This is a genomic window from Xanthomonas sp. NCPPB 2864, from assembly GCF_056675615.1.
The window spans coordinates 352,299-371,512 of sequence record NZ_JBWWVS010000001.1; the positions used below are offsets into that span (position 1 = coordinate 352,299).

Here is a 19,214-nt window from a genome sequence, read left to right on the forward strand (position 1 = left end):
CAGATGACGCGATACGCAGTGCTCAATAATGTGGCGCATCACGATCTGCGCGTCGTGCTGCGCTTCGGTGCCGAGTTCGGCGATGCGCTGGGCCTGGTGCCGGCGTTCGTCACCGAATACGCCGAGCTGCAGCGCGAGTACCCGCTGTTCTTTCGCAAGGATCCAGCCACCGGCGGCTACCAGTCGGTGGCGCTGCTGGGCTTTGCACAGGACGAGAATCTGTTCCTGCAGGACGGCCGTTGGACTGCCAGCTATCTGCCCGGCATCGTCGCCAAGGGCCCGTTCCTGATCGGCTTCCAGGAGCAGCGCATCGAGGGCGCCTTGGTGCAGGAGCCGGTGATCCACGTCGATCTGGAGCACCCGCGCATCAGCCGTCACGAAGGCGAGGCGGTCTTTCTGCCGCAGGGCGGCCATAGCCCGTACCTGGAGCACATCATCGGTGTATTGCGCGGCATCCGCGACGGTGTGGATGCCGGCCAGGCGATGGCGGCCGCACTGGATGCGTTGGGGCTGATCCAGCCGGTGCAGCTGGATGTCACGCTGGATGCCACCCACGCCACCAAGCTGGAAGGCCTGTTCGCCATCGACCGCGAGCGGCTTGCCGCACTCGATGCGTCCTCGTTGCAGCAACTGCATCGGGCCGGCTATCTGGAGGCTGCGTTCCTGATGCTGGCCTCGCTGCACAACGTGCGTCGGCTGATGGCCGAGAAGCAGCGCCGCCTGCAGCAGGCGCACACTGCGTCTGCGACTGCTGCGTTCGCCTGAGCGCATGACGACCGGCGCAGCCTTCTCCTCCCTCGCGGCCGTCGCCGAGCGCAGCGATTGCCACCCCGACGCGCTGCCGCTTGCCGCGCTGTGCGATGCCGCCGAGCCGGTGGTGCTGCGTGGCGTCGCACGCGACTGGTCGCTGGTGCAGGCCGGGCGGCGCAGCCCCGAGGAGGCGATGGCGCTGCTGCGCGCGCACGATAGTGGGCGCCCCCTGCAGTATTCCCGCGGCGGCCCGGAGATCGCCGGCCGGCCGTTCTATACCGACGATTGCAGTGCGCTGAATTTCGAGGTGCAGCGCGGCAGCTTGAGCAGCTTGCTAGAGGCGATCGTGACGCATCGCGACGACCCGCAGCCGCCCACGTATTATCTGGCGTCGTTGCCTATTGACGACAATCTCCCGGGCTTGCGCGCAGGCAATGATCTGGATTTCGCCGCCAGCGGCATCGCGGTGCAGCCGAGTATCTGGATCGGCAATCGCGTCATTGCTTCCTGCCACTACGATGCGCCCAACAACCTGGCCTGCTGCACGGTGGGGCAACGTCGCTTCACGCTGTTTCCGCCCGAGCAGGTGGCCAACCTGTATCCCGGCCCGCTGGATCCCACGCCGGGCGGGCAGGTCGTGAGCATGGTGGATATCGCCAATCCGGATCTGCTGCGGTATCCACGCTTCGCCCAGGCGCTGGCGCAGGCGCGCACCGTCGTGCTGGAGCCGGGCGATGCAGTGTTCATTCCCGGCATGTGGTGGCATCACGTGCAATCGCTGCAGCCCTTCAACGTGCTGGTCAACTACTGGTGGAGCAGTGTGCCCGCGCATCTGCCGTCGCCCATGCCCGCGCTGTATCACGCGCTGTGGGCCATCCGCGACCGCCCGGCAGCGGAGAAGGAGGCCTGGCGCGCCCTGTTCGACTACTACGTGTTCGGCCCTGCCGAGCGCGCGGGCGAGCACCTGCCCGAGCAGGCACGGCATGCGCTGGGCCCGATCGACCCCACGCTGGCGCGACAGCTGCGCGCGCTATTGCTCGGCAGGCTCAACCGCTGATGCGCGCGATCGGCTCCAAGGCCACTGGCCGGACAACTGCGCAGCTGCCGGGCGGGCAGGGCCGATGTGCGGCATTGGCAGGTGCCACTCACGCGTTCCGCTCCCTGTGGTCCACCTGCGTTGTCCAGACGATCAATCAAGACCTCACCCCGGATCCATCACCCAGGAGCGCGCAGTGAGCCAGGCCCCGATTCGCAAGGTCGTCATCGCCGGCGGCGGCACCGCCGGCTGGATCGCCGCCTGCGCACTGTCGCATCAATTCCGCGAGCTGCTGGAGATCACGCTGGTCGAGTCCGAGCAGATCGGTACCGTGGGTGTGGGCGAATCCACGGTGCCGCCGATCCGCAGCTTCCATCGCTTCCTGCAGATCGACGAGCAGGAGTTCCTGCGCGCGGTAGCCGGCACCTTCAAGTTGTCGATCTCCTTCGAGCATTGGCGCCACCAGGGCGAGCGCTATATTCATCCGTTCGGCATCACCGGGCAAAGCACGCTGGTGTGCGCCTTCCACCATCTGTGGCTGGAGAGCCAGCGCCGCGGCATGCCAGGCAGCTTTGGCGATTACTGCCTGGAAACCGTGGCTTCGCGCGTCGATCGTTTCGCCTTGCTGCGCGAGCCTGCGGTCAACTATGCCTATCACCTGGATGCCGCACTGTATGCCAGGTTCCTGCGCACGCGCAGCGAAGCCTGTGGCGTCAGGCGTATCGAGGGCAGGATCCAGCAGGTGACCTTGCAGCCAGAGAGTGGCGATGTCGCCAGCCTGCTGCTGGAAGACGGGCAGGTGCTCGAGGGCGACCTGTTCATCGATTGCAGCGGTTTTCGCGGCCTGCTGATCGAGCAGGCGTTGCACACCGGTTACGAAGACTGGAGCCATTGGTTGCCGTGCGATCGCGCCGTTGCGGTGCAGACCGAAGCGCTTGGCCCGCCGGTGCCGTATACCCGCGCCATCGCGCACGAAGCCGGATGGCGCTGGCATATCCCGCTGCAGCACCGGGTCGGAAATGGTCTGGTCTTTTCCAGCAAGCACCTGTCCGACGACGAGGCGCATGCCAAGTTGCTGCGCGATGTGGCCGCGCCTGCGCTGAAAGACCCCTGGCTGGTGCCGTTCCGCACCGGCCGCCGCCTCAAGGCCTGGAACAAGAACGTGGTGTCGCTGGGCCTGGCCAGCGGGTTTATCGAGCCGCTGGAATCCACCAGCATCCATCTCACCATCGCCGCCGTGGTGCGCCTGATCAGCTTGTTCCCGGCCGATGGCATTGCGCCCTCGCAGGTGGAGCTGTTCAACGACATCAGCCGCGCCGAAATGGAACATGTGCGCGACTTCATCATCCTGCATTACCACGCCACCCAGCGCGAGGAACCGCTATGGCGGCAATGCCGCGCGATGGAGTTGCCCGAATCGCTGGCGCTACGCCTGCGCGCCTGGCGCGAACGCGCACATGCCTGGCAAGCGGCCGATGAACTGTTCCGCGTCGACTCCTGGACCCATGTGCTGATGGGGCAGGGCATCGCGCCCGAGCAGCATCATCCGCTGGCGCGCGCACTGTCCGATCGCGACCTGCGTCGCCTGCTGGACGGCATCGCCCAGCCGATCCGGCACGCGGTGGAGCAGATGCCGTCGCAGCAGGCGTTTATCGACGCGTATTGCAAGGCAGGTGCGGGCGTGTGGGGCCTGCGCAGTCCGGTGCTGACGTAGAGCGGCTGGCAACGCTGGGGCGCCGCCGGCAGGCAGGCGCAGCCGCTGCCCACAACCGGCACGGCGCCAGCAGGTCCTGGCCCGGCTCGGCAACGCGTCACGGCACGGGCGGCATGCTCCGCACAGTCGGCAAGGCAGGGCGGTACGGGCCGTCGGCGCGTGCCAGACCAATGTAGGAGCGCGCTTGCGCGCGATTCGATTGAGCGTCACCGGAAACGCTCGTCGCGCCCTTCCACCCCGGTTCCGAGCGCGCCGTCCACGTCCACCTGGCGACTGCTTGCTACGTGTTAGCCGCTCTTGGGCACACGAGACCACAGATCCAGTGTCGCCTGCTGTGCCATGCCCGCTCTGCACGATGTCTGGTGATTGCGTGCCGCTTGATAGCGATTGGCGATATCACCGCCGGATACGGGTCGAATGCGCTGATGACAGTGCGCAGCCGGATCCATCGCTGCAGTGCCCGGCTGCTTCTCTACAAGCGCATCAGATCCTTGCCGACCACAATCGGCCCGGCGTAGTGCTTGCGCGCGCCTTCGCTCCACATCGCATCGGTGATCGTCGGGTCGCCGCCAGGCACAAAGTGATTGAGCACCAACATCCTTGCGTTGGCTGCTGAAGCGATCTTGCCCACTTCTTCGCTGGTGGAATGGCTCTTGAGCAGATGGTCGAGCAAGGTCGGTGCGTTATCGTTGGTCTTGAGCATCTTTTCCAGCGCGGGCAGATACATCACCTCGTGCACCAGGATGTCGGTGTCCCTCGCGAATTCGGCCAGTGCAGGCAGGTAACGCGTATCGCCGGAGAACACCACCGTGCGGTCGCGCGCGGCGAAGCGGTAGGCGAACGCCGGCTTGAGCGTGTAGTGATCCACCAGCGTCGCGGTGACGGTGACCTGGTCGTTCTGCAGCACCGTGCCGGGCTGGTCGAACTCGTGCACATGGATCAGCTGCTTGAACGGCGGGCGGCCTTCTTCGCGGATGCGCGCATCGATGTCGATGGCATTCATCTCGACAAAGGCATCCACCATCCTGGCGATACCGGGCGGGCCGTACAAATGCACCGGCGTCTGCAGTCCGCTGGCCCACGCCAGCCAGACCACGTTGAGCAGGTCGGCGTTGTGGTCGGAGTGGTGATGGGTCAGGAAGATGTCGCGCAGCGCAGGCAGGCGGACGCCGGCCTTGGCCAATTGCTGTGCAACGCCATTGCCGCAGTCGATCAGGTAGGGCTGCCCGTCGATAACCAGCGCATTGGCGGCCGCGGCGCGCAGCGGTGATGGCGTGGGGCCGCCCTTGGTGCCGAGCAGCACCAGCACGCTGCCCTTGGCCGGGAAGGGTGCCGGTGACGCCGGGTCTGACGGCGCAGGGTCTTCCTTCGGTGCGCGCCGCAGTGCGGCACCGAGCTGGCTCGTCACGCTCAGCGTGGCCGCTGCCAGCGCGATGCGCAGCACCTGGCGACGGGAAGGGCGTGGCGAAGCGGCGGACATGACGGCTCCTGTCAAAGCGGGGAAGAGGATGTGCCAGGCGGGGCGTGGAAGTGCCTCAGACTAGCGTGGGGCTGCCGGGTTTGCGAATGGCTCACGCAAACCTCGGCACTGGCATGCCCACGCCCGATGCAGCAGAGCTGCAACTGCGACGCACGCGGTGGGTGTACTGCTCGATCCGATGGCCCGCACCGAATCGGCCACGCCGATCCATCCGTTGCCTTCCAACGGTGGGTTTGCATCGATTGCCTTCAGAGTTCCTGTGCAATGAACGCGTTCAACGCAGGCGAACGATAAAACGCCATGCATTGCGCGAAGATCCTGTTGAACGGACCGCGGCGGGCTTCGTCCTTCATCGGCACTTCGGCGCGATGGAAGTCTGCCGTCTGCTCGGCCACGAAACGGTGCAGGCGGTCGGTGGCACCGGTCTTGGCATTGTCGAGCGCGTAGGTCGTCAGCAGATACGAACGATCGCGCAGCTGGTCGGCGGTGTATTTGCCGCTACGCTCATAGTTGTTGTCCAGGCACAGCTGCAGCGCGTAGGCCTTGACGTCGTCGCGATTGGCGGGTTTGCCGGCTGCATGGGCGGTGACCTGTAGCGACAAGGCCAGGAGTGCAGCTGCGGCGATGACACAAGGAGTGCGTTGAACGGGCATGCCGATCCAGGTGAAGGACGAGCTGCCAAGTCTGCATCATCCGGGCACTGCAGATGAAGTGCATGACGACTGACGCGCGTGACCGATGGGGTCCAAAGGTCAGCGCACAAAACATCAACCCGTACAGATCGATCCACACAGCACATCAAACAATCGACCACACTCTGCACAGGCCAAGCGCAGTCGCACGTGGCAGGCGCTACCCGCCTGCCACGCGCATCACCCGCTTACGGGCCGAAGTAGGTGGAAATGCTGGAATACACGTCCGAGAAGCGCGAGTAGTAATCCGGATCGGTCTGCGCGGTGCAGAACGAGTAGCCGCCATACAGACCGCCGCGCAGCTGATAGGCGCCACCGCTGGCGACGGTGAACAGGCCCGAGCCGGACGAGCCGCCCTCGGTGACGCCATCGTTCCAGACAACACGGTACAGCGGGCTCTTGCCGTCGATGCTGGTGCTCAGCCCGTTGACGGTGCCCAGCGAATACTTCTTGACGTCGCCGGACGGGTGGTGGATGCCGACGATCGAGGTGCCGGTCGCGCCGATCGCCGCGCTGTTCCATGCCGCATAGAATGCGCCGCTTGGCGGTGCGGTCTTCAGCTCCAGCAACGCGGTATCGCGCGTGGTGTTGGCGTGGCGCAGGAATGCACCGCCGGTCAAGGTGGTGGCCTGCGAGCTGGCGGTATTGCCGTTGCAGGTGGCCGCGTCGTAGAACCAGTAGGTCTGCAGTGTGTTGGCGACCGTCTGCGTACTGATGCAATGCGCTGCAGTCCAGAACAGGTTGCGCTTGGGCGAGTTGGTGTTGTTGAGCAGCGTGCCGGTGCACAGGAACGAGCCCTGGCTGGTGGTGAACACCATGCGCGCCACCGCCTTTGCGGCATTGGTGAAGCCGGCGGTGGGATTGGCGCGGCAGACGATATCGTTCTGGCAGGAGTCGCTCTCGCCGATGGCGATGGTCATCATGTCGCGCGCGCTGGCGGTGGGGCTGATGTCCAGGTGCGACAGCTGCGGGATGCTCAAGCTGAAGTTCTCCGGATACTGGCCGGCCGGCAGCGACAGCTCCACCAACAGATTCTCGCCGCTGACGGTCGGCGACCAGCCGATGGCGTCGCCGCTGGCGGAGAAGCTGGCACCGGATTGCTCGAACACCCGGCCATCGTCGCCGGCAAAGCGCAGCGTCACCTTGGACGGATCGCCCGGCGTGGCGCCGGCACCACGCAGGATCAGCGATGCACGCAGCGAGGCCGCCTGCGCGGAGCCGACCTTCAAGGTCGCCACGCGTGAGCCGTCTTTGGCCATCTGCCAATCAAGCGTGGCCAGATTCACCAAAGGCTTGGCAACCGCGCGCGAAAACCCGATCTGCAAGGGCTGCCCATGTTTGACCTGTGCGATGCGACGCTCACGCACGCGACCGATCTCGGTGCTGGTGGGCGCAGTGAGTTGCACCACACGCGTGGGCAGGATGCCGCCACGCAGACTTGCCGACTGCAACGTCGCTGCGCCGAGCTTGGCCGCCTGCGGCGCGGTACTCACCGGTGCCGCATCCATTTCGGTCGGCGGCGTTGCCAGTGCAGCGCCGGAAACGGCGGAAAACAGCGCCAGGTACAAGGCATTCTTGCGATTCATGGGTAGTCCTTCTCGTCAGGGAACGACAGGCTGCGGCGGGGGCCACAGCGAGCGGGCGCCATCGTTGGCGCCGAACGAGACTAGCGAATGTTTAAAGCTGAATATGTGCTGAAAATCTCGTTCAGAGATTGGCGGTCGATAAAAAGATCATCGTGTTTTGCACGCAGCAGTTGACGTGTGCGCGCCTGCCAGTGGCGTTGCGCATGCGCATGGCGCCGCATATCTGCAACACGTACGCCGCTCTACCTGCGGCAACTGCGGTCGCGCAGCGCACCGGCAGCGCCGCCTTGATCAAGCTGTCAGGCGATGCAGGTAGCTACGCTGCATGCGGGATGGCGACTGCGCATAACCTTGGCGGGCTTTAACAAGGCGCGCGCTACGTCCCTGCAAGCAGGCATGTCGACGCACGCCGGCAGCCAGCAGCAAGGCTGCATATCGGCTCGCGACGGATTATTCCAACGCGTCGCTGGCGCGGAAGTCGGTCGAGCGACCGCTGGCTTTCAAAAACCCCAGCACTGCAAGTCCGACCACCATCCAGGCCGTGCCGCCGAGTTGTGCATGCTGGTCGGCATTGATCAGCACATAGGCCAGGATCACGATGCCGATCAACGGCGTGGCGACATGCAACAGCACGCGGCGGCCCTGTCCGCGGAAATGCCACAGCACCGCCACGTGCAACAGGATGAAGGCGGTCAGCGCACCGACATTGCACAACGAGGACAGCAGCGCGATCTGTCCGACGAAGACTTCGCCCAGCACCATGCTCAGGCCTGCCACCAGCAGAATGGCGCGCTGCGGCACGCCGGTGCGTGGATGGATGTAGCGCAGAAAGGCCGGCAGCTGGCGGTCGCGCGCCATGGCGAACAACAGGCGCGAGGTGGCGGCCTGCGCCACCAACGCGTTGGCGATCGCCGCACTGATCGCGACCGTGAGCGCAATGACGATCTGCAACCACGGCCCGGCGATCAGGCGCCCGATCTCGAAGAACGCATCGTTGGAGGCCTGCGCGTCGGGATAGCGTTGCAGGGTGGGCTGCAGCAGCGCGGCCAGCCAGGTCTGCAGCACGAACAAGCCCGCCACCAGCAACAGCGCCAGCAGGGTCGCGCGCCCGACCACGCGATTGCCGCCACGGGCTTCTTCGGACAGCGTGGAGATCGCATCGAAGCCCAGGAACGACACCACCGCCACCGACAAGGCGCTGAAGATCAGCTGCGGCGAAAAGGCCTGCGGGTTGTAGAACGGACGCAGGTTCCAGTGCGCACCATTGACGCCACGCTGGATCGCCAGGCTGGCCAGCACCACGAACACCGCCAGCACCACCAGCTGCGCGTAGAGGAAGAAGCGATTGGCACGCGCGGTGGTTTCAATGCCGCGCAGGTTGACCAGCGTGTTGAGCACCACGAAGAAGGCGATCCACGCCGGTTGCGGCAGTGCCGGCAACACGTTGTGCATGGCGTTGGCGCCGACCACGTAGAGCAGGGTGGGCACCAGCAGATAATCCAGCAGGATCGCCCAGCCGGCCAGAAAGCCCATGCCGCTGCTCAGGCCGCGTCCCACATACGCATACACCGAGCCGGCGACCGGAAACGCCTGCGACATCTGCTGGTAGCTCAAGGCGGTGAACAGCATCGCCACGAAGCCGAGCAGGTAGGTCAGTGGCACCATCCCGGCGCTGATGTCGAACACGCCGCCGAAAATGGAGAACGGCGCGGTCGGCACCATGAATACCAGCCCGTAGATCAGCAGGTCCTTGAGCGTCAGCTGCCGCTTGAGCTCCTGGGTGTAGCCAAAGCGTTCCAGCGCGGCCGCATCGTTGCGGCGGGGGGTGTCGGTCATGCAGGTGTCCGCTGAAAGGGATGCCGGGTCGCGACGCAGGCGCCGTGGGAGCGTCTGCAGGTCGATGCTGCAGTGCAGCCAGCTGACTGGCATTGTGACGATAATGTGGCCGCCAAGCCCATCCATTGGTAAAAATGCTAGGTTTTCCATGCCGGATGTCATCCAGCGGCGTACGTCGACACCGAAGGACCCCACATGTTCGACACTCTGGCCAGCCTGGGCCGCGACCTGCAGGCGCTGCACACGCTCAATGCCTGCCTGGACCGGGTGTTTGCCGACGTCTGCGGGCTGGGCTTCCAGTCCCTGGTCTACGACTACGCGCCGGTCCCGCTGAGTCTGGAAGGGGCATTGATCACCCCGTCGGTGTTCATGCAGCGCAATGCGCCGGGCGACATGCAGCACATCTGGTGCGAGCACGGCTATTACCAGCACGACCCGGTGCAGCAGCGTGCGACGCGCCGCACCACGCCATTTGTGTGGTCCTACCGCAGCGACGGCGAGATGGAGGGCGTAGAATACGTCGGCAGCCAGCATCGGCAGGTCACGCGTTATCTGTGCGATAGCGGTATGGGAACCGGTGTCACCGTGCCCCTGCACCTGCCGGGTGGCGCGTTCGCGACATTCAGCGCTGCGGTCGATGCGGTCGCGGCCGAGGCGCCACGGCTGGCCGAAGCGCAGCTGTCGCCATTCCTGCTGCTGGCGCATACCTTCCAGGCACGCGCGCAGGAACTGCTCGATCCGCAGGAACGCCGCTGCCACCACATCGCGCTGACCCGCCGCGAGCGCGAATGCCTGCAGTATTCGGCAAAAGGGCTGACAGCCAAGAGCATCGCCGCTGCGCTCAACCGTTCCACGGCCACGGTGAACCTGCATCTGAACTCGGCAGCGCGCAAGCTGGGTGCGCGCAATCGCGTCGAGGCCGTCGTGCGCGGCATGCACTATCGATTGCTGGAGCCGTAAGCGCGGCGTGTTCAGCGACTGCGACGGCAAGCCGCGATAGGCGATTTCCCTGTGGTGGAAGTTTGTGATCGGCAGGTGCAATCGCTGCACGGGTTGGTGCCCGTCCTGGCGACCGATGATGCGCCCGGCCGCCCGCGCAGCCGGACCCGAGCTTCGAAAGCGCCACGAACCTGGGAGTTTTGCCAGTTAACGCGCGGCGGTTGCCTCGCTAGGCTCGGCGCTCATTCTTGCCGTTAGCAGGCGCAGGTCATGCAGTCCACCGAGGGTTACGTCGAATTCCGTGGGTACCGGACCTGGTACCGCATCACCGGCGACCTGCGCAGCGACGCCTGCCCGCTGATCGTGCTGCACGGCGGCCCCGGCTGCACCCATGACTATGTGGACAGCTTCAAGGACCTGGCAGCCAATGGCCGCGCGGTGATCCATTACGACCAGCTCGGCAACGGCAAGTCCACCCATCTTCCCGATGCAGACCCCGGTTTCTGGACGGTGGGGCTGTTTCTGGACGAGTTGCAGGCATTGATCATGCAGCTGGGACTGTCGCAATACGCGCTGCTCGGGCAGTCCTGGGGCGGGATGCTGGCGGCCGAGCATGCGGTGCGGCGGCCGGCTGGCTTGCGTGCGCTGGTGATCGCCAACTCCCCGGCATCGATGGGCTTGTGGCGCGCTGCGGCGCTGCGGCTGCGTGCGCGCCTGCCCGAGGACATCCAGGCGGCGCTGGACGCGCACGAAGCGGCCGGCACCCTGGACGACCCGGCCTATCGCGCCGCAAGCCAGGTGTTCTACGCCCAGCACGTCTGCCGCGTGCTGCCGTGGCCTGCCGAAGTGGCGCGCACCTTCGCCGCCATCGATGCCGACCCGACCGTGTATCACGCCATGAACGGCCCGACCGAATTCCACGTGGTCGGCAGCCTGCGCAACTGGAGCATCATCGAGCGCCTGCATCGCATCAACGCGCCCACGCTGGTGCTGTCGGGCAAGTACGATGAGGCCACACCGGAAACGGTGGAGCCGTACGCACGCCTGATTCCGGACGCGCGGTGGCATGTGTTCGCCAATTCCAGCCATATGCCGCATGTGGAAGAACGCCCGGCGTGCATGCGCCTGGTCGGCAACTTCCTCGACGACCAGACGCCGTGGCCCGGCGAGCAGCTGGTGCATGCCTCCCTGCAGGCCAGCCGCGCTGTTTGAGTGGATGGGGTGGGGTGTATGTAAGTGCCGTGAAGCTGAGCGTGCCCGGCTGCGGTGCGCAGCTGCGACGCGTCGCGATTGAGCATGCGCTGCCTTGCTTGCGCATCGTGCGGGCAAGGTTCGAAGAGTGGTCGTGAAGAGCAGTCGTGTTGATACACGCAGCTGTGCCTCAACCGCGTGTCGTTGAGCCGACACATCCAATGCGGATTGCCAGCTATGGTCGCACACCACCTGACGCACACGTGGTCGGACCGAAGCGGCCTGACATCTTTGAGAGGCTGGGCGTAGCGCCAGCGCTCGCGAACCGCCGCGATTGATCCAAAAGCGCAAGCACGCATCGTCTTCTGCAACTCGGCATCAAATGCCGTGTAAACCACACAAACCTCGCAAACCGCATGTGCCTGCGATGGCGCTGCTGCTACGCACCAATGACGCTCACAACACACGTTCGTGTGCAGTGACCACCGCGCAGCATTGCGTGTTGCACTTCGATGCTTAGAAACGCATTTGCCACCAGCAACTGCGGTCGAAAGCGCGCGTGAGCGAACCGGCATCGGCCTGCGTTTGCATGCATGAAAAACACATCTGCATACAGAGCAAAACACCGTGCACGCCACAATGGTGTCCTGTCCCGGGTGTCTCGTGCTGTCTCTTTTGCATGTCCTGCACGGAGAACACCGTGGTGCGTCAAAGTTTCAGTGATGGATAATTGTTTTATGTGTTAAATCGCGCGAAGAATGCGGCCCCCACGCACCGCTTTGCTGTTGTCGTCGCCCCGGCGCAGGCAGCACGCATCGCTTTTCCACACTTTGGGAGAGGCTGCATGATCATCAAGACATTTCAGGGCGCAGTTGCGCTTGCCCTGTCCGCCTGCGCTGCGGGCGCCATCGCCGGCCCGGTCGGGTACGGTGCCGGCACCACCGGCGGCGGCAACAAGACACCGGTCACCGTGACCACCTTCGAGGCGATGCAGGCTGCGATCGACAGTTATTCCGGCAGCGGCGGGTTGGTGCTCAACTACACCGGCAAGTTCGACTTCAGCAGCATCAAGGACGTCTGCGCGCAGTGGAAGTTGCCGGCCAAGACCGTGCAGATCAAGAACAAGAGCAACATCACCATCAAGGGGGCCAACGGCTCGTCGGCCAACTTCGGGCTTTGGGTGGTGGGCAACTCCAGCAACGTCATCATCCAGAACATGACCATCGGCCTGCTGCAGGGCGGTGAAGATGCCGACTCGATCTCGCTGGAAGGCAATTCCAGCGGCTCGCCGTCCAAGATCTGGGTCGACCACAACACCGTGTTCGCCTCCTTGACCAAGTGCTCGGGCGCCGGCGATGCGTCTTTCGATGGCGGCATCGACATGAAGAAGGGCGTCCATCACGTCACCGTGTCCTACAACCACGTCTACAACTACCAGAAGGTCGCGCTCAACGGATACAGCGACAGCGACACCAAGAATTCGGCTGCGCGCACCACCTATCACCACAACCGCTTCGAGAACGTCGAATCGCGCGTGCCGTTGCAACGGCGTGGGCTGAGCCACATCTACAACAACTACTTCAACAACGTCACCACCTCGGGCATCAACGTGCGCATGGGCGGGGTGGCCAAGATCGAGTCCAACTACTTCGAGAACATCAAGAACCCGGTGACCTCGCGCGACAGCAGCGAGATCGGCTACTGGGACCTGATCAACAACTACGTCGGCAGCGGCATCACCTGGGGCACCCCGGATGGCAGCAAGCCGTACGCCAACGCCACCAACTGGATCACCACCAAGGTGTTCCCCGAACCGCTGGGCTACACCTACAGCATCACCCCGGCCGCACAGGTCAAGGCCAAGGTGATCGCCACCGCCGGTGCGGGCACCAACCTGGCCGAGTAAGCGACAACAGGGTGCGGTCACATGGATCCCCGGCCTGGCCGGGGATTCTTGTCTGTGGGGTGCAGCTGGTTCGCGCCTGGCCGGTTCGCGGCAAGGCACGGCGGCCACCGGTGGTTGCACGTGGCAGTGATCCCTGGCGGTGGATGCAGGCAAGCGCCCCCCAAGGTTGATCGACCTCGCTCCGGCGCCGGCGTCAAGAGGCGCGGCAGGCCCCGCGACGCGGTATCGTGTCGCGATCCCATCCATGCAAGCCCGTCCATGCCGCTTCCAACCGATCCCGTTGCTGAGCACGCTCCGTCCGCCGCGCCTACCTTGCGCCACGCGCTGAAACCGCGGCAATTGATGATGATGGGCCTGGGCACGGCGATCGGCGCCGGGCTGTTCCTGGGCTCGGGCGTGGGGATCCACGCGGCGGGGCCGGCAGTGCTGGTGTCGTACCTGATCGCCGGAGCGCTGGTGATCATCGTGATGAACGCGCTGGGCGAAATGGCCGCGTCCAAGCCGGCCAGCGGTGCGTTTTCGGTATACGCAGCCGACGCGATGGGGCCGACCGCCGGTGCGACGGTGGGCTGGTTGTGGTGGCTGCAGATCGTGGTGGTGATCGCCGCCGAAGCGGTCGGCGCGGCGGGCCTGCTCGCCTCGGTATGGCCGGCATTGTCGGTGCCGTTGCTGGCGGTGGTGTTCATGGCCACCTTTACGGCGATCAATCTGCTCGGCGTGCGCAATTTCGGCGAGTTCGAATTCTGGTTCGCCATCCTCAAGGTCGTTGCGATCGTGGTGTTCCTGCTGATCGGTGTGGCCTTGCTGGCAGGCTGGTTGCCCGGCGTGGTGTCGCCGGGGCTGTCCAACTTCACCCAGAACGGCGGATTCGCGCCCAAGGGGCTGGCCGGCATCGGCTCGGCGTTGCTGGTGGTGGTGTTCGCCTTCGGCGGCACGGAAATCGTCGCAGTGGCCGCTGCGGAAACCGCCGACCCGGGCCGCAGCCTGGCACGCACGATTCGCACCGTGGCCTGGCGCATCCTGGTGTTCTACATCGGCTCGATCAGCGTGATCGTGGCGGTGGTGCCGTGGACCAGCGCGGCGCTCAGCTCGCCGTTTGCCGCCGTGCTGGAGGTGGCGCGCATTCCCGGCGCGGCCACCGCCATCACCCTGGTCGCCGTGGTGGCCTTGCTGTCGGCGCTCAATGCCAATCTGTACGGCGCCTCGCGGATGATCTTTTCGCTGGCCCAGCGCGGCGAAGCGCCGCGGCTGCTTGGCAGGACCAGCGGCGAGCAGGTGCCGCTGGTGGCGGTCATCGCCAGCGTGCTGTTCGGATTTGCCGCAGCCGCGCTGGAACTGCTGTACCCCAACAAGGTGTTGCCGATGCTGCTCAACATCGTCGGCGCCACCTGCCTGCTGGTGTGGACGATCTCGCTGCTGTCGCAGCTGATCCTGCGCGCACGCGCCGACCGCGCCGGCATCGCGTTGCCGTTCCGCATGCGGGGTTATCCGTTTCTGACCCTGCTGGCCCTGGCGATCCTGGCGGTGATCTTCGTGCTGCTGGCGTCTTCGGCGGACACCCGCGCGCAGTTCCTGTCGATGGTCGGTCTGACTGTCTTCATCGCCGTGGTCAGCGAAGTGGCGCGACGCGTGCGTGCGCGGACATGAGCGTATAGGTCAACGCGGCTGAGTGCGTGATCGTCCAGCGGCGCAAATGCGGCTGCAATGCGCTGTTGCACACCGTCGAAGCGAGAACACGCAAGCAGTCTTGCGGTTTCCTTCTCCATCAGACAGGCGAGTAGCTGGATCTGCCGATCCAGCTCGGCTACTGTCATCGGGCCGATTCCGTTCGTTGCATCGGTTGGCTGGAAAACATCGGCGCGCCAGCGCGACACGATGAAAATGCATCGCTTCATTCCTTGATTGTTTCAGCAATCATCGCCGGGGTTCGTGCATGCATGCCGTTTCGTCCGAGAATTCTGCTGCCTTGCCTGCCGCCCGCACCCTGGAGGCGGTGCATGCGCTGGCCTATCCGGTCGACACGCATCTGGACTCGCTGTATCTGTCGCGCCTGGGTGGCTTCGATTACTGGAAGGGCGACTGGAAAGCGCAGCGGCGCTCGCTGATCCTCTGGCTGATGTCCAAGACCTCGCCAAGAGGTCGCAACCAACCGCTGATGTACCACGTCAGCGGCCCGGACTTTCTGGCCGGCGGCTACGGCGCTGCCTGCTTCAGCGCCCACGCGTTGTGGGAGAACCTCTTCGGCGCGCCGTTTCTCGACCCCTGGAACAACTGGGTGGAGCATCAGCGCTATGTCGAGGAGATGGTGGCCGCGAGCAAGGGTCGGATGCGGCTGGCACGCAGCGCCGCCGAGCTGCGCGCGGTTCGGGCCGAAGGTCTTTGCTGCGCCATCCTGTCGCTGGAGGGCGCGCATATGCTCGGCCCACGCGGAGTCCGCAGCCAGGCGCTGCGGCTGGAGCGCCTGGACATCGCTGCCAGGGCCGGCGCCGCCTATGTGACGCTCAACCATTTCAGCCATACCGACATCTCCCAGGCCGGCTATGCGCCGCTCAATCCGTGGCGCGGGATCGAAGGGGCGGGGCTGTCGGAATTCGGCCGCAAGGTCGTGGAGCGCTGCATCGATGTCGGACTGCTGGTGGATCTTTCGCATACCTCCAGCCAGGGCGTCCTCGATGCCTGCGCCATTTGCGTCCGTCGCAATGTGCCGGCCTTCGCCTCGCATGCCGCCTCGCGCAGTGTCACCCGTGGCGCCGAAACGCGGCCGTCGCGTCATCTCGACCGCGGGCTCGACGACGCGGCGATCCGCGCCATCGTCCAGACCGGTGGCTGCATCAGCGTCATCCTGGCGCCGTACTTTCTGCAACATGCCTATCTGGCCGACGGCAAGCCGAACATGGATGCCGATCTCGCCTTTGTCGTCGGCTACTACGAAGCCTTCGCCCGACAGATCGCTGCCATGGGGATTGTCGAGGATCCGTGGAAACACCTGAGTTTCGGCAGCGATTTCGATGGCGGCATTTCCAGCCTGCCGACCGGTCTGCGCAGCGGCGCGGATCTGCCCAGGCTCACGCAGGCGATGATGGATGCCGGCTGGCCCACGCAACGCATCGTCGATGTGTACAGCGGCAATTTCCTGCGGGTCTGGGAGCGGGTGCGGCCGTAGCGTTCTCCGGTGCCCTGCGTGCGGATGCGGTGGGGCAGCGCGGTGACCTTCCAGCGCGTGCCGGTGCATCTGCGAGAGCCGGGTGCATCGCGGTGACCGGCCTGTGTGCAACGCGTCTGCGTGCGAGAAATGCGCGCTGCGGTGCACACCGGGTGTAGCATCGCCGAGAGGGCCCACAAGGCTACAACGTCAGGCAGGCGCGGCCGGTACTACGAGTCAGCATGGACCACGCATGCGCTGCGGTTCCGGGCGCGCCGTCCGCACCCAGCTGACGACCACTCGCGGCATGTTGTGGGTCGCTGCTGGCTGCACAAGCGCGGCAATTTGCCGCAGATGCGACGCCGTGTCGCATCGGGAACGAGCACGACCGTCCTTATCATGATCCCGTAGCGCAGAGGTCGCGATCGACCGGCACTGGTTGTTTGGCGACCGACCTGCAACCTGTGCGCTGATGCTGCCCCATCTTTTTCCTGGAGGATTCTCCATGGATGCCTTGCTGTTATCGCGGATCCAGTTCGGATTCGTCATCGCATTCCACGTGCTGTTTCCCGCATTCACCATCGGGCTGTCCAGCCTGCTGGCATTTCTCGAATGGCGCTGGCTGCGCACCCGGCTGCCGGTGTGGCGCGAGCTGTATTTCTTCTGGCAGAAGATCTTCGCGGTGTCGTTCGGCATGGGCGTGGTCAGCGGCATCGTGATGGCCTTCCAGTTCGGGGCCAACTGGCCGGAGCTGAGCCGGATCGCCGGCAGCGTGATCGGCCCGTTGTTGAGCTACGAAGTGCTGACCGCGTTCTTCCTCGAAGCCAGCTTCCTGGGCGTGATGATGTTCGGCTGGGGGCGCATTTCCGAGCGCCTGCATTTCCTGGCGACCTGCATGGTGGCGCTGGGCACGCTGTTTTCCACGTTTTGGATCCTGTCGTCCAATAGCTGGTTGCAGACTCCGGCCGGCTATGAGGTGGTGGACGGCATCGTGCATCCGGTGGCGTGGCTGAAGATCATCTTCAACCCCTCGTTCCCGTATCGGCTTGCGCATATGGCGCTGGGCTCGTTCATCACCACCTGCTTTGTGGTCGGTGCGGTGGGGGCGTGGTATCTGCACCGCGGCGTGCATCGCGAGGCCGGGCTGCGCATGCTCAAGCTGGCGGTGGCCTTCGCGGCGATCACCGTGCCGCTGCAGATCTTCGTCGGCGACATGCATGGCTTGAACACGCTCAAGCACCAGCCGATGAAGATCGCGGCGATGGAAGCGCACTGGCATGACGAGGGCCAGGGCAAGGGGTTTCCGCTGGTGCTGTTCGCGCTGCCCAATGCGCAGGCCGAGCGCAACGATTACGAGGTGGCGATTCCGCGCCTGGGCAGCCTGATCCTGACCCACAGTGCGGAAGGCAGCATTGCGCCGCTGACCTCGGTGCCGGCGGCCGATCGCCCGCCGGTGCTGCCGGTGTTCTTCGCCTTCCGCATCATGGTCGGGCTGGGCTCGTTGATGCTGGTGGTGGCCTGGGTCTCGGCGTTCGCCTGGTGGCGCGGCAAGTTGCTGCAGTGGCGCTGGTTGCTGGCGACCTGGCGCTGGATGTTGCCGAGCGGCTTCATCGCGCTGGTGTCGGGCTGGTTCGTCACCGAGATGGGGCGGCAGCCGTATGTGGTCTATGGCCTGTTGCGTACTGCCGATGCCGTGGGCCCGCAATCGACGCTGATGACCGCAATCTCGCTGGCGGTGTACGTGGTGGGCTATGCGTTCGTGTTCGGCTGGGGCATCTGGTACCTGGTCAAGATCGGCAAGATCGGCCCGACCCCGCATGACGCCCCGCAGCTGGACCACGGCGAACACACCCCGGCACGGCCGCTGTCGGCGGCCGACGAACCGATCGACGGAGCCGCATGATGGACATGAGCAGCGTATTGCCGGTGGCGTGGTTCGCGGTGATCGGCTTCGGGGTGCTGATGTACGTGGTGCTGGACGGCTTCGTGCTCGGCATCGGCATCCTGGCGCCGTTCCGCAAGGACGAAGCGCAGCTGGATCTGATGATGAATACCGCCGCGCCGATCTGGGACGGCAACGAGACCTGGCTGGTGCTGGGCGGGGCAGGGCTGCTGGCGGCGTTTCCCAAGGCGTATGCGGTGATCCTGTCGGCGCTGTATCTGCCGGTGCTGTTGATGGTGATGGCGCTGGTGTTCCGCGGCGTGGCGTTCGAGTTCCGCTTCAAGGCGCATCGCTCGCGGCGGCTGTGGAGCAATGCCTTCGCTGCCGGCTCGATCCTGGCCACGTTTGCGCAGGGCGTGATCCTGGGCGCGCTGGTGCAGGGCCTGCCGATCGAAGACGACCGCTATGTCGGCGGCATCTGGGGTTGGTTCAGTCCGTTCGCGATGCTGACCGGCGCGGCGCTGGTGTTCGGCTACGCGCTGCTCGGCAGCACCTGGCTGATCCTCAAGACCGAAGGTCATGTGCAGCAGCTCGCGCGGCAGTTGAGCCGGCCGCTGACCATCAGCGTGCTGATCTTCATCGGCCTGGTCAGTGCGTGGTTGCCGTCGCTGCAATCGCATGTGATGGACCGCTGGTTCAGCGGTGCGCATTACCTGTGGCTGATGCCGGTGCCGGTGCTGGTCGCCATCGTCGGCTTCGCGCTCTGGCGTTGCACCGAAGCGGGGCGGCCGGATACGCCGCCGTTCCTGCTGGCGATGGGCCTGTTCGTGCTCGGTTTCCTCGGCCTGGTGCTGGGCATGTGGCCGTATCTGGTGCCGCCGGTCTACACCATCTGGCAGGCCGCCGCGCCGCCGTCGTCGCAGCTGTTCGCACTGATCGGTTTGGTGGTGCTGCTGCCGCTGATCCTGGGCTACACGGTGTGGTCGTACCGCGTGTTCCGCGGCAAGATCACCGCCGATACCGGCTATCACCACTGAGCGGGCGCAGACCGTATCGGCGC

General features: G+C 65.2%; 14 protein-coding genes and 1 other RNA gene. 11 read left to right on the forward strand and 4 right to left on the reverse strand.

Annotated elements, in window-relative coordinates; all coding sequences use genetic code 11:
* The first annotated feature begins 3 nt into the window (after window positions 1-3).
* From AC1KVE_RS01370 to AC1KVE_RS01380, 3 genes are all read left to right on the forward strand, one after another.
* Window positions 4-765, forward strand: a complete 762-nt coding sequence (locus tag AC1KVE_RS01370; RefSeq protein ID WP_046346016.1) for a SapC family protein — start codon at window positions 4-6, stop codon at window positions 763-765.
* A gap of 4 nt (window positions 766-769) precedes the next feature.
* The gene (locus AC1KVE_RS01375; RefSeq protein WP_481091997.1) at window positions 770-1,807 is read left to right on the forward strand and encodes a cupin-like domain-containing protein; all 1,038 of its coding nucleotides are present in this window, start codon (window positions 770-772) and stop codon (window positions 1,805-1,807) included.
* A gap of 175 nt (window positions 1,808-1,982) precedes the next feature.
* Window positions 1,983-3,500 (forward strand): tryptophan halogenase family protein, encoded by a 1,518-nt coding sequence (locus AC1KVE_RS01380; protein WP_478202704.1) that lies wholly within the window; start codon window positions 1,983-1,985, stop codon window positions 3,498-3,500.
* A 472-nt stretch (window positions 3,501-3,972) separates the two neighbouring features.
* Here the strand turns inward: AC1KVE_RS01380 and AC1KVE_RS01385 are convergent, their stop codons facing one another.
* From AC1KVE_RS01385 to AC1KVE_RS01400, 4 genes are all read right to left on the reverse strand, one after another.
* Window positions 3,973-4,980, reverse strand: a complete 1,008-nt coding sequence (locus tag AC1KVE_RS01385; protein WP_184613355.1) for an MBL fold metallo-hydrolase — start codon at window positions 4,978-4,980, stop codon at window positions 3,973-3,975.
* Between the two features lie 248 nt (window positions 4,981-5,228).
* Complete coding sequence (locus tag AC1KVE_RS01390; protein ID WP_024938724.1) at window positions 5,229-5,633, reverse strand: hypothetical protein; 405 nt, start codon at window positions 5,631-5,633, stop codon at window positions 5,229-5,231.
* Window positions 5,634-5,860: 227 nt separating this feature from the next.
* Complete coding sequence (locus AC1KVE_RS01395; RefSeq protein ID WP_065032591.1) at window positions 5,861-7,258, reverse strand: trypsin-like serine peptidase; 1,398 nt, start codon at window positions 7,256-7,258, stop codon at window positions 5,861-5,863.
* A 450-nt stretch (window positions 7,259-7,708) separates the two neighbouring features.
* Window positions 7,709-9,094, reverse strand: a complete 1,386-nt coding sequence (locus tag AC1KVE_RS01400; protein WP_228911510.1) for an APC family permease — start codon at window positions 9,092-9,094, stop codon at window positions 7,709-7,711.
* Window positions 9,095-9,289: 195 nt separating this feature from the next.
* Here AC1KVE_RS01400 and AC1KVE_RS01405 point away from each other — a divergent pair, with 195 nt between their 5' ends.
* The 8 genes from AC1KVE_RS01405 (at window position 9,290) to cydB (ending at window position 19,191) form a co-directional block, all read left to right on the forward strand.
* Window positions 9,290-10,054: a LuxR family transcriptional regulator gene (locus AC1KVE_RS01405; protein WP_024938727.1), complete on the forward strand. Its 765-nt coding sequence runs from the start codon at window positions 9,290-9,292 to the stop codon at window positions 10,052-10,054.
* A gap of 249 nt (window positions 10,055-10,303) precedes the next feature.
* Window positions 10,304-11,245, forward strand: coding sequence for a proline iminopeptidase-family hydrolase (locus tag AC1KVE_RS01410; RefSeq protein ID WP_481091996.1), 942 nt, complete (start codon window positions 10,304-10,306; stop codon window positions 11,243-11,245).
* Between the two features lie 823 nt (window positions 11,246-12,068).
* Entirely contained in the window at window positions 12,069-13,130 is a 1,062-nt protein-coding gene (locus AC1KVE_RS01415) for a pectate lyase family protein (protein WP_046343682.1), read from the forward strand.
* 258 nt (window positions 13,131-13,388) lie between these two features.
* On the forward strand, window positions 13,389-14,777 hold the full coding sequence (locus AC1KVE_RS01420) for an amino acid permease (protein WP_026064748.1): 1,389 nt from the start codon (window positions 13,389-13,391) through the stop codon (window positions 14,775-14,777).
* Between the two features lie 286 nt (window positions 14,778-15,063).
* Entirely contained in the window at window positions 15,064-16,293 is a 1,230-nt protein-coding gene (locus AC1KVE_RS01425) for a dipeptidase (protein ID WP_481091995.1), read from the forward strand.
* A 221-nt stretch (window positions 16,294-16,514) separates the two neighbouring features.
* Window positions 16,515-16,591, forward strand: a non-coding RNA gene (locus AC1KVE_RS01430) — sX9 sRNA.
* Window positions 16,592-16,777: 186 nt separating this feature from the next.
* Entirely contained in the window at window positions 16,778-18,175 is a 1,398-nt protein-coding gene (locus tag AC1KVE_RS01435; protein ID WP_481091994.1) for a cytochrome ubiquinol oxidase subunit I, read from the forward strand.
* A complete protein-coding gene (gene cydB, locus AC1KVE_RS01440) occupies window positions 18,175-19,191 on the forward strand; it encodes a cytochrome d ubiquinol oxidase subunit II (RefSeq protein WP_039519768.1) in 1,017 nt (338 codons plus the stop codon). Before AC1KVE_RS01435 ends, cydB begins: the two co-directional genes overlap by 1 nt.
* The last annotated feature ends 23 nt before the right edge of the window (window positions 19,192-19,214 follow it).

What these genes read in the sequence shown, in the direction of transcription:
- AC1KVE_RS01370 (WP_046346016.1), top strand. Translation starts at nt 4, where the DNA reads ATGACGCGATACGCAGTGCTCAATAATGTGGCGCATCACGATCTGCGC.
- AC1KVE_RS01375 (WP_481091997.1), top strand. Translation starts at nt 770, where the DNA reads ATGACGACCGGCGCAGCCTTCTCCTCCCTCGCGGCCGTCGCCGAGCGC.
- AC1KVE_RS01385 (WP_184613355.1), bottom strand. Translation starts at nt 4,980, where the DNA reads ATGTCCGCCGCTTCGCCACGCCCTTCCCGTCGCCAGGTGCTGCGCATC.
- AC1KVE_RS01390 (WP_024938724.1), bottom strand. Translation starts at nt 5,633, where the DNA reads ATGCCCGTTCAACGCACTCCTTGTGTCATCGCCGCAGCTGCACTCCTG.
- AC1KVE_RS01395 (WP_065032591.1), bottom strand. Translation starts at nt 7,258, where the DNA reads ATGAATCGCAAGAATGCCTTGTACCTGGCGCTGTTTTCCGCCGTTTCC.
- AC1KVE_RS01400 (WP_228911510.1), bottom strand. Translation starts at nt 9,094, where the DNA reads ATGACCGACACCCCCCGCCGCAACGATGCGGCCGCGCTGGAACGCTTT.
- AC1KVE_RS01405 (WP_024938727.1), top strand. Translation starts at nt 9,290, where the DNA reads ATGTTCGACACTCTGGCCAGCCTGGGCCGCGACCTGCAGGCGCTGCAC.
- AC1KVE_RS01410 (WP_481091996.1), top strand. Translation starts at nt 10,304, where the DNA reads ATGCAGTCCACCGAGGGTTACGTCGAATTCCGTGGGTACCGGACCTGG.
- AC1KVE_RS01415 (WP_046343682.1), top strand. Translation starts at nt 12,069, where the DNA reads ATGATCATCAAGACATTTCAGGGCGCAGTTGCGCTTGCCCTGTCCGCC.
- AC1KVE_RS01420 (WP_026064748.1), top strand. Translation starts at nt 13,389, where the DNA reads ATGCCGCTTCCAACCGATCCCGTTGCTGAGCACGCTCCGTCCGCCGCG.
- AC1KVE_RS01425 (WP_481091995.1), top strand. Translation starts at nt 15,064, where the DNA reads ATGCATGCCGTTTCGTCCGAGAATTCTGCTGCCTTGCCTGCCGCCCGC.
- AC1KVE_RS01435 (WP_481091994.1), top strand. Translation starts at nt 16,778, where the DNA reads ATGGATGCCTTGCTGTTATCGCGGATCCAGTTCGGATTCGTCATCGCA.
- cydB (WP_039519768.1), top strand. Translation starts at nt 18,175, where the DNA reads ATGGACATGAGCAGCGTATTGCCGGTGGCGTGGTTCGCGGTGATCGGC.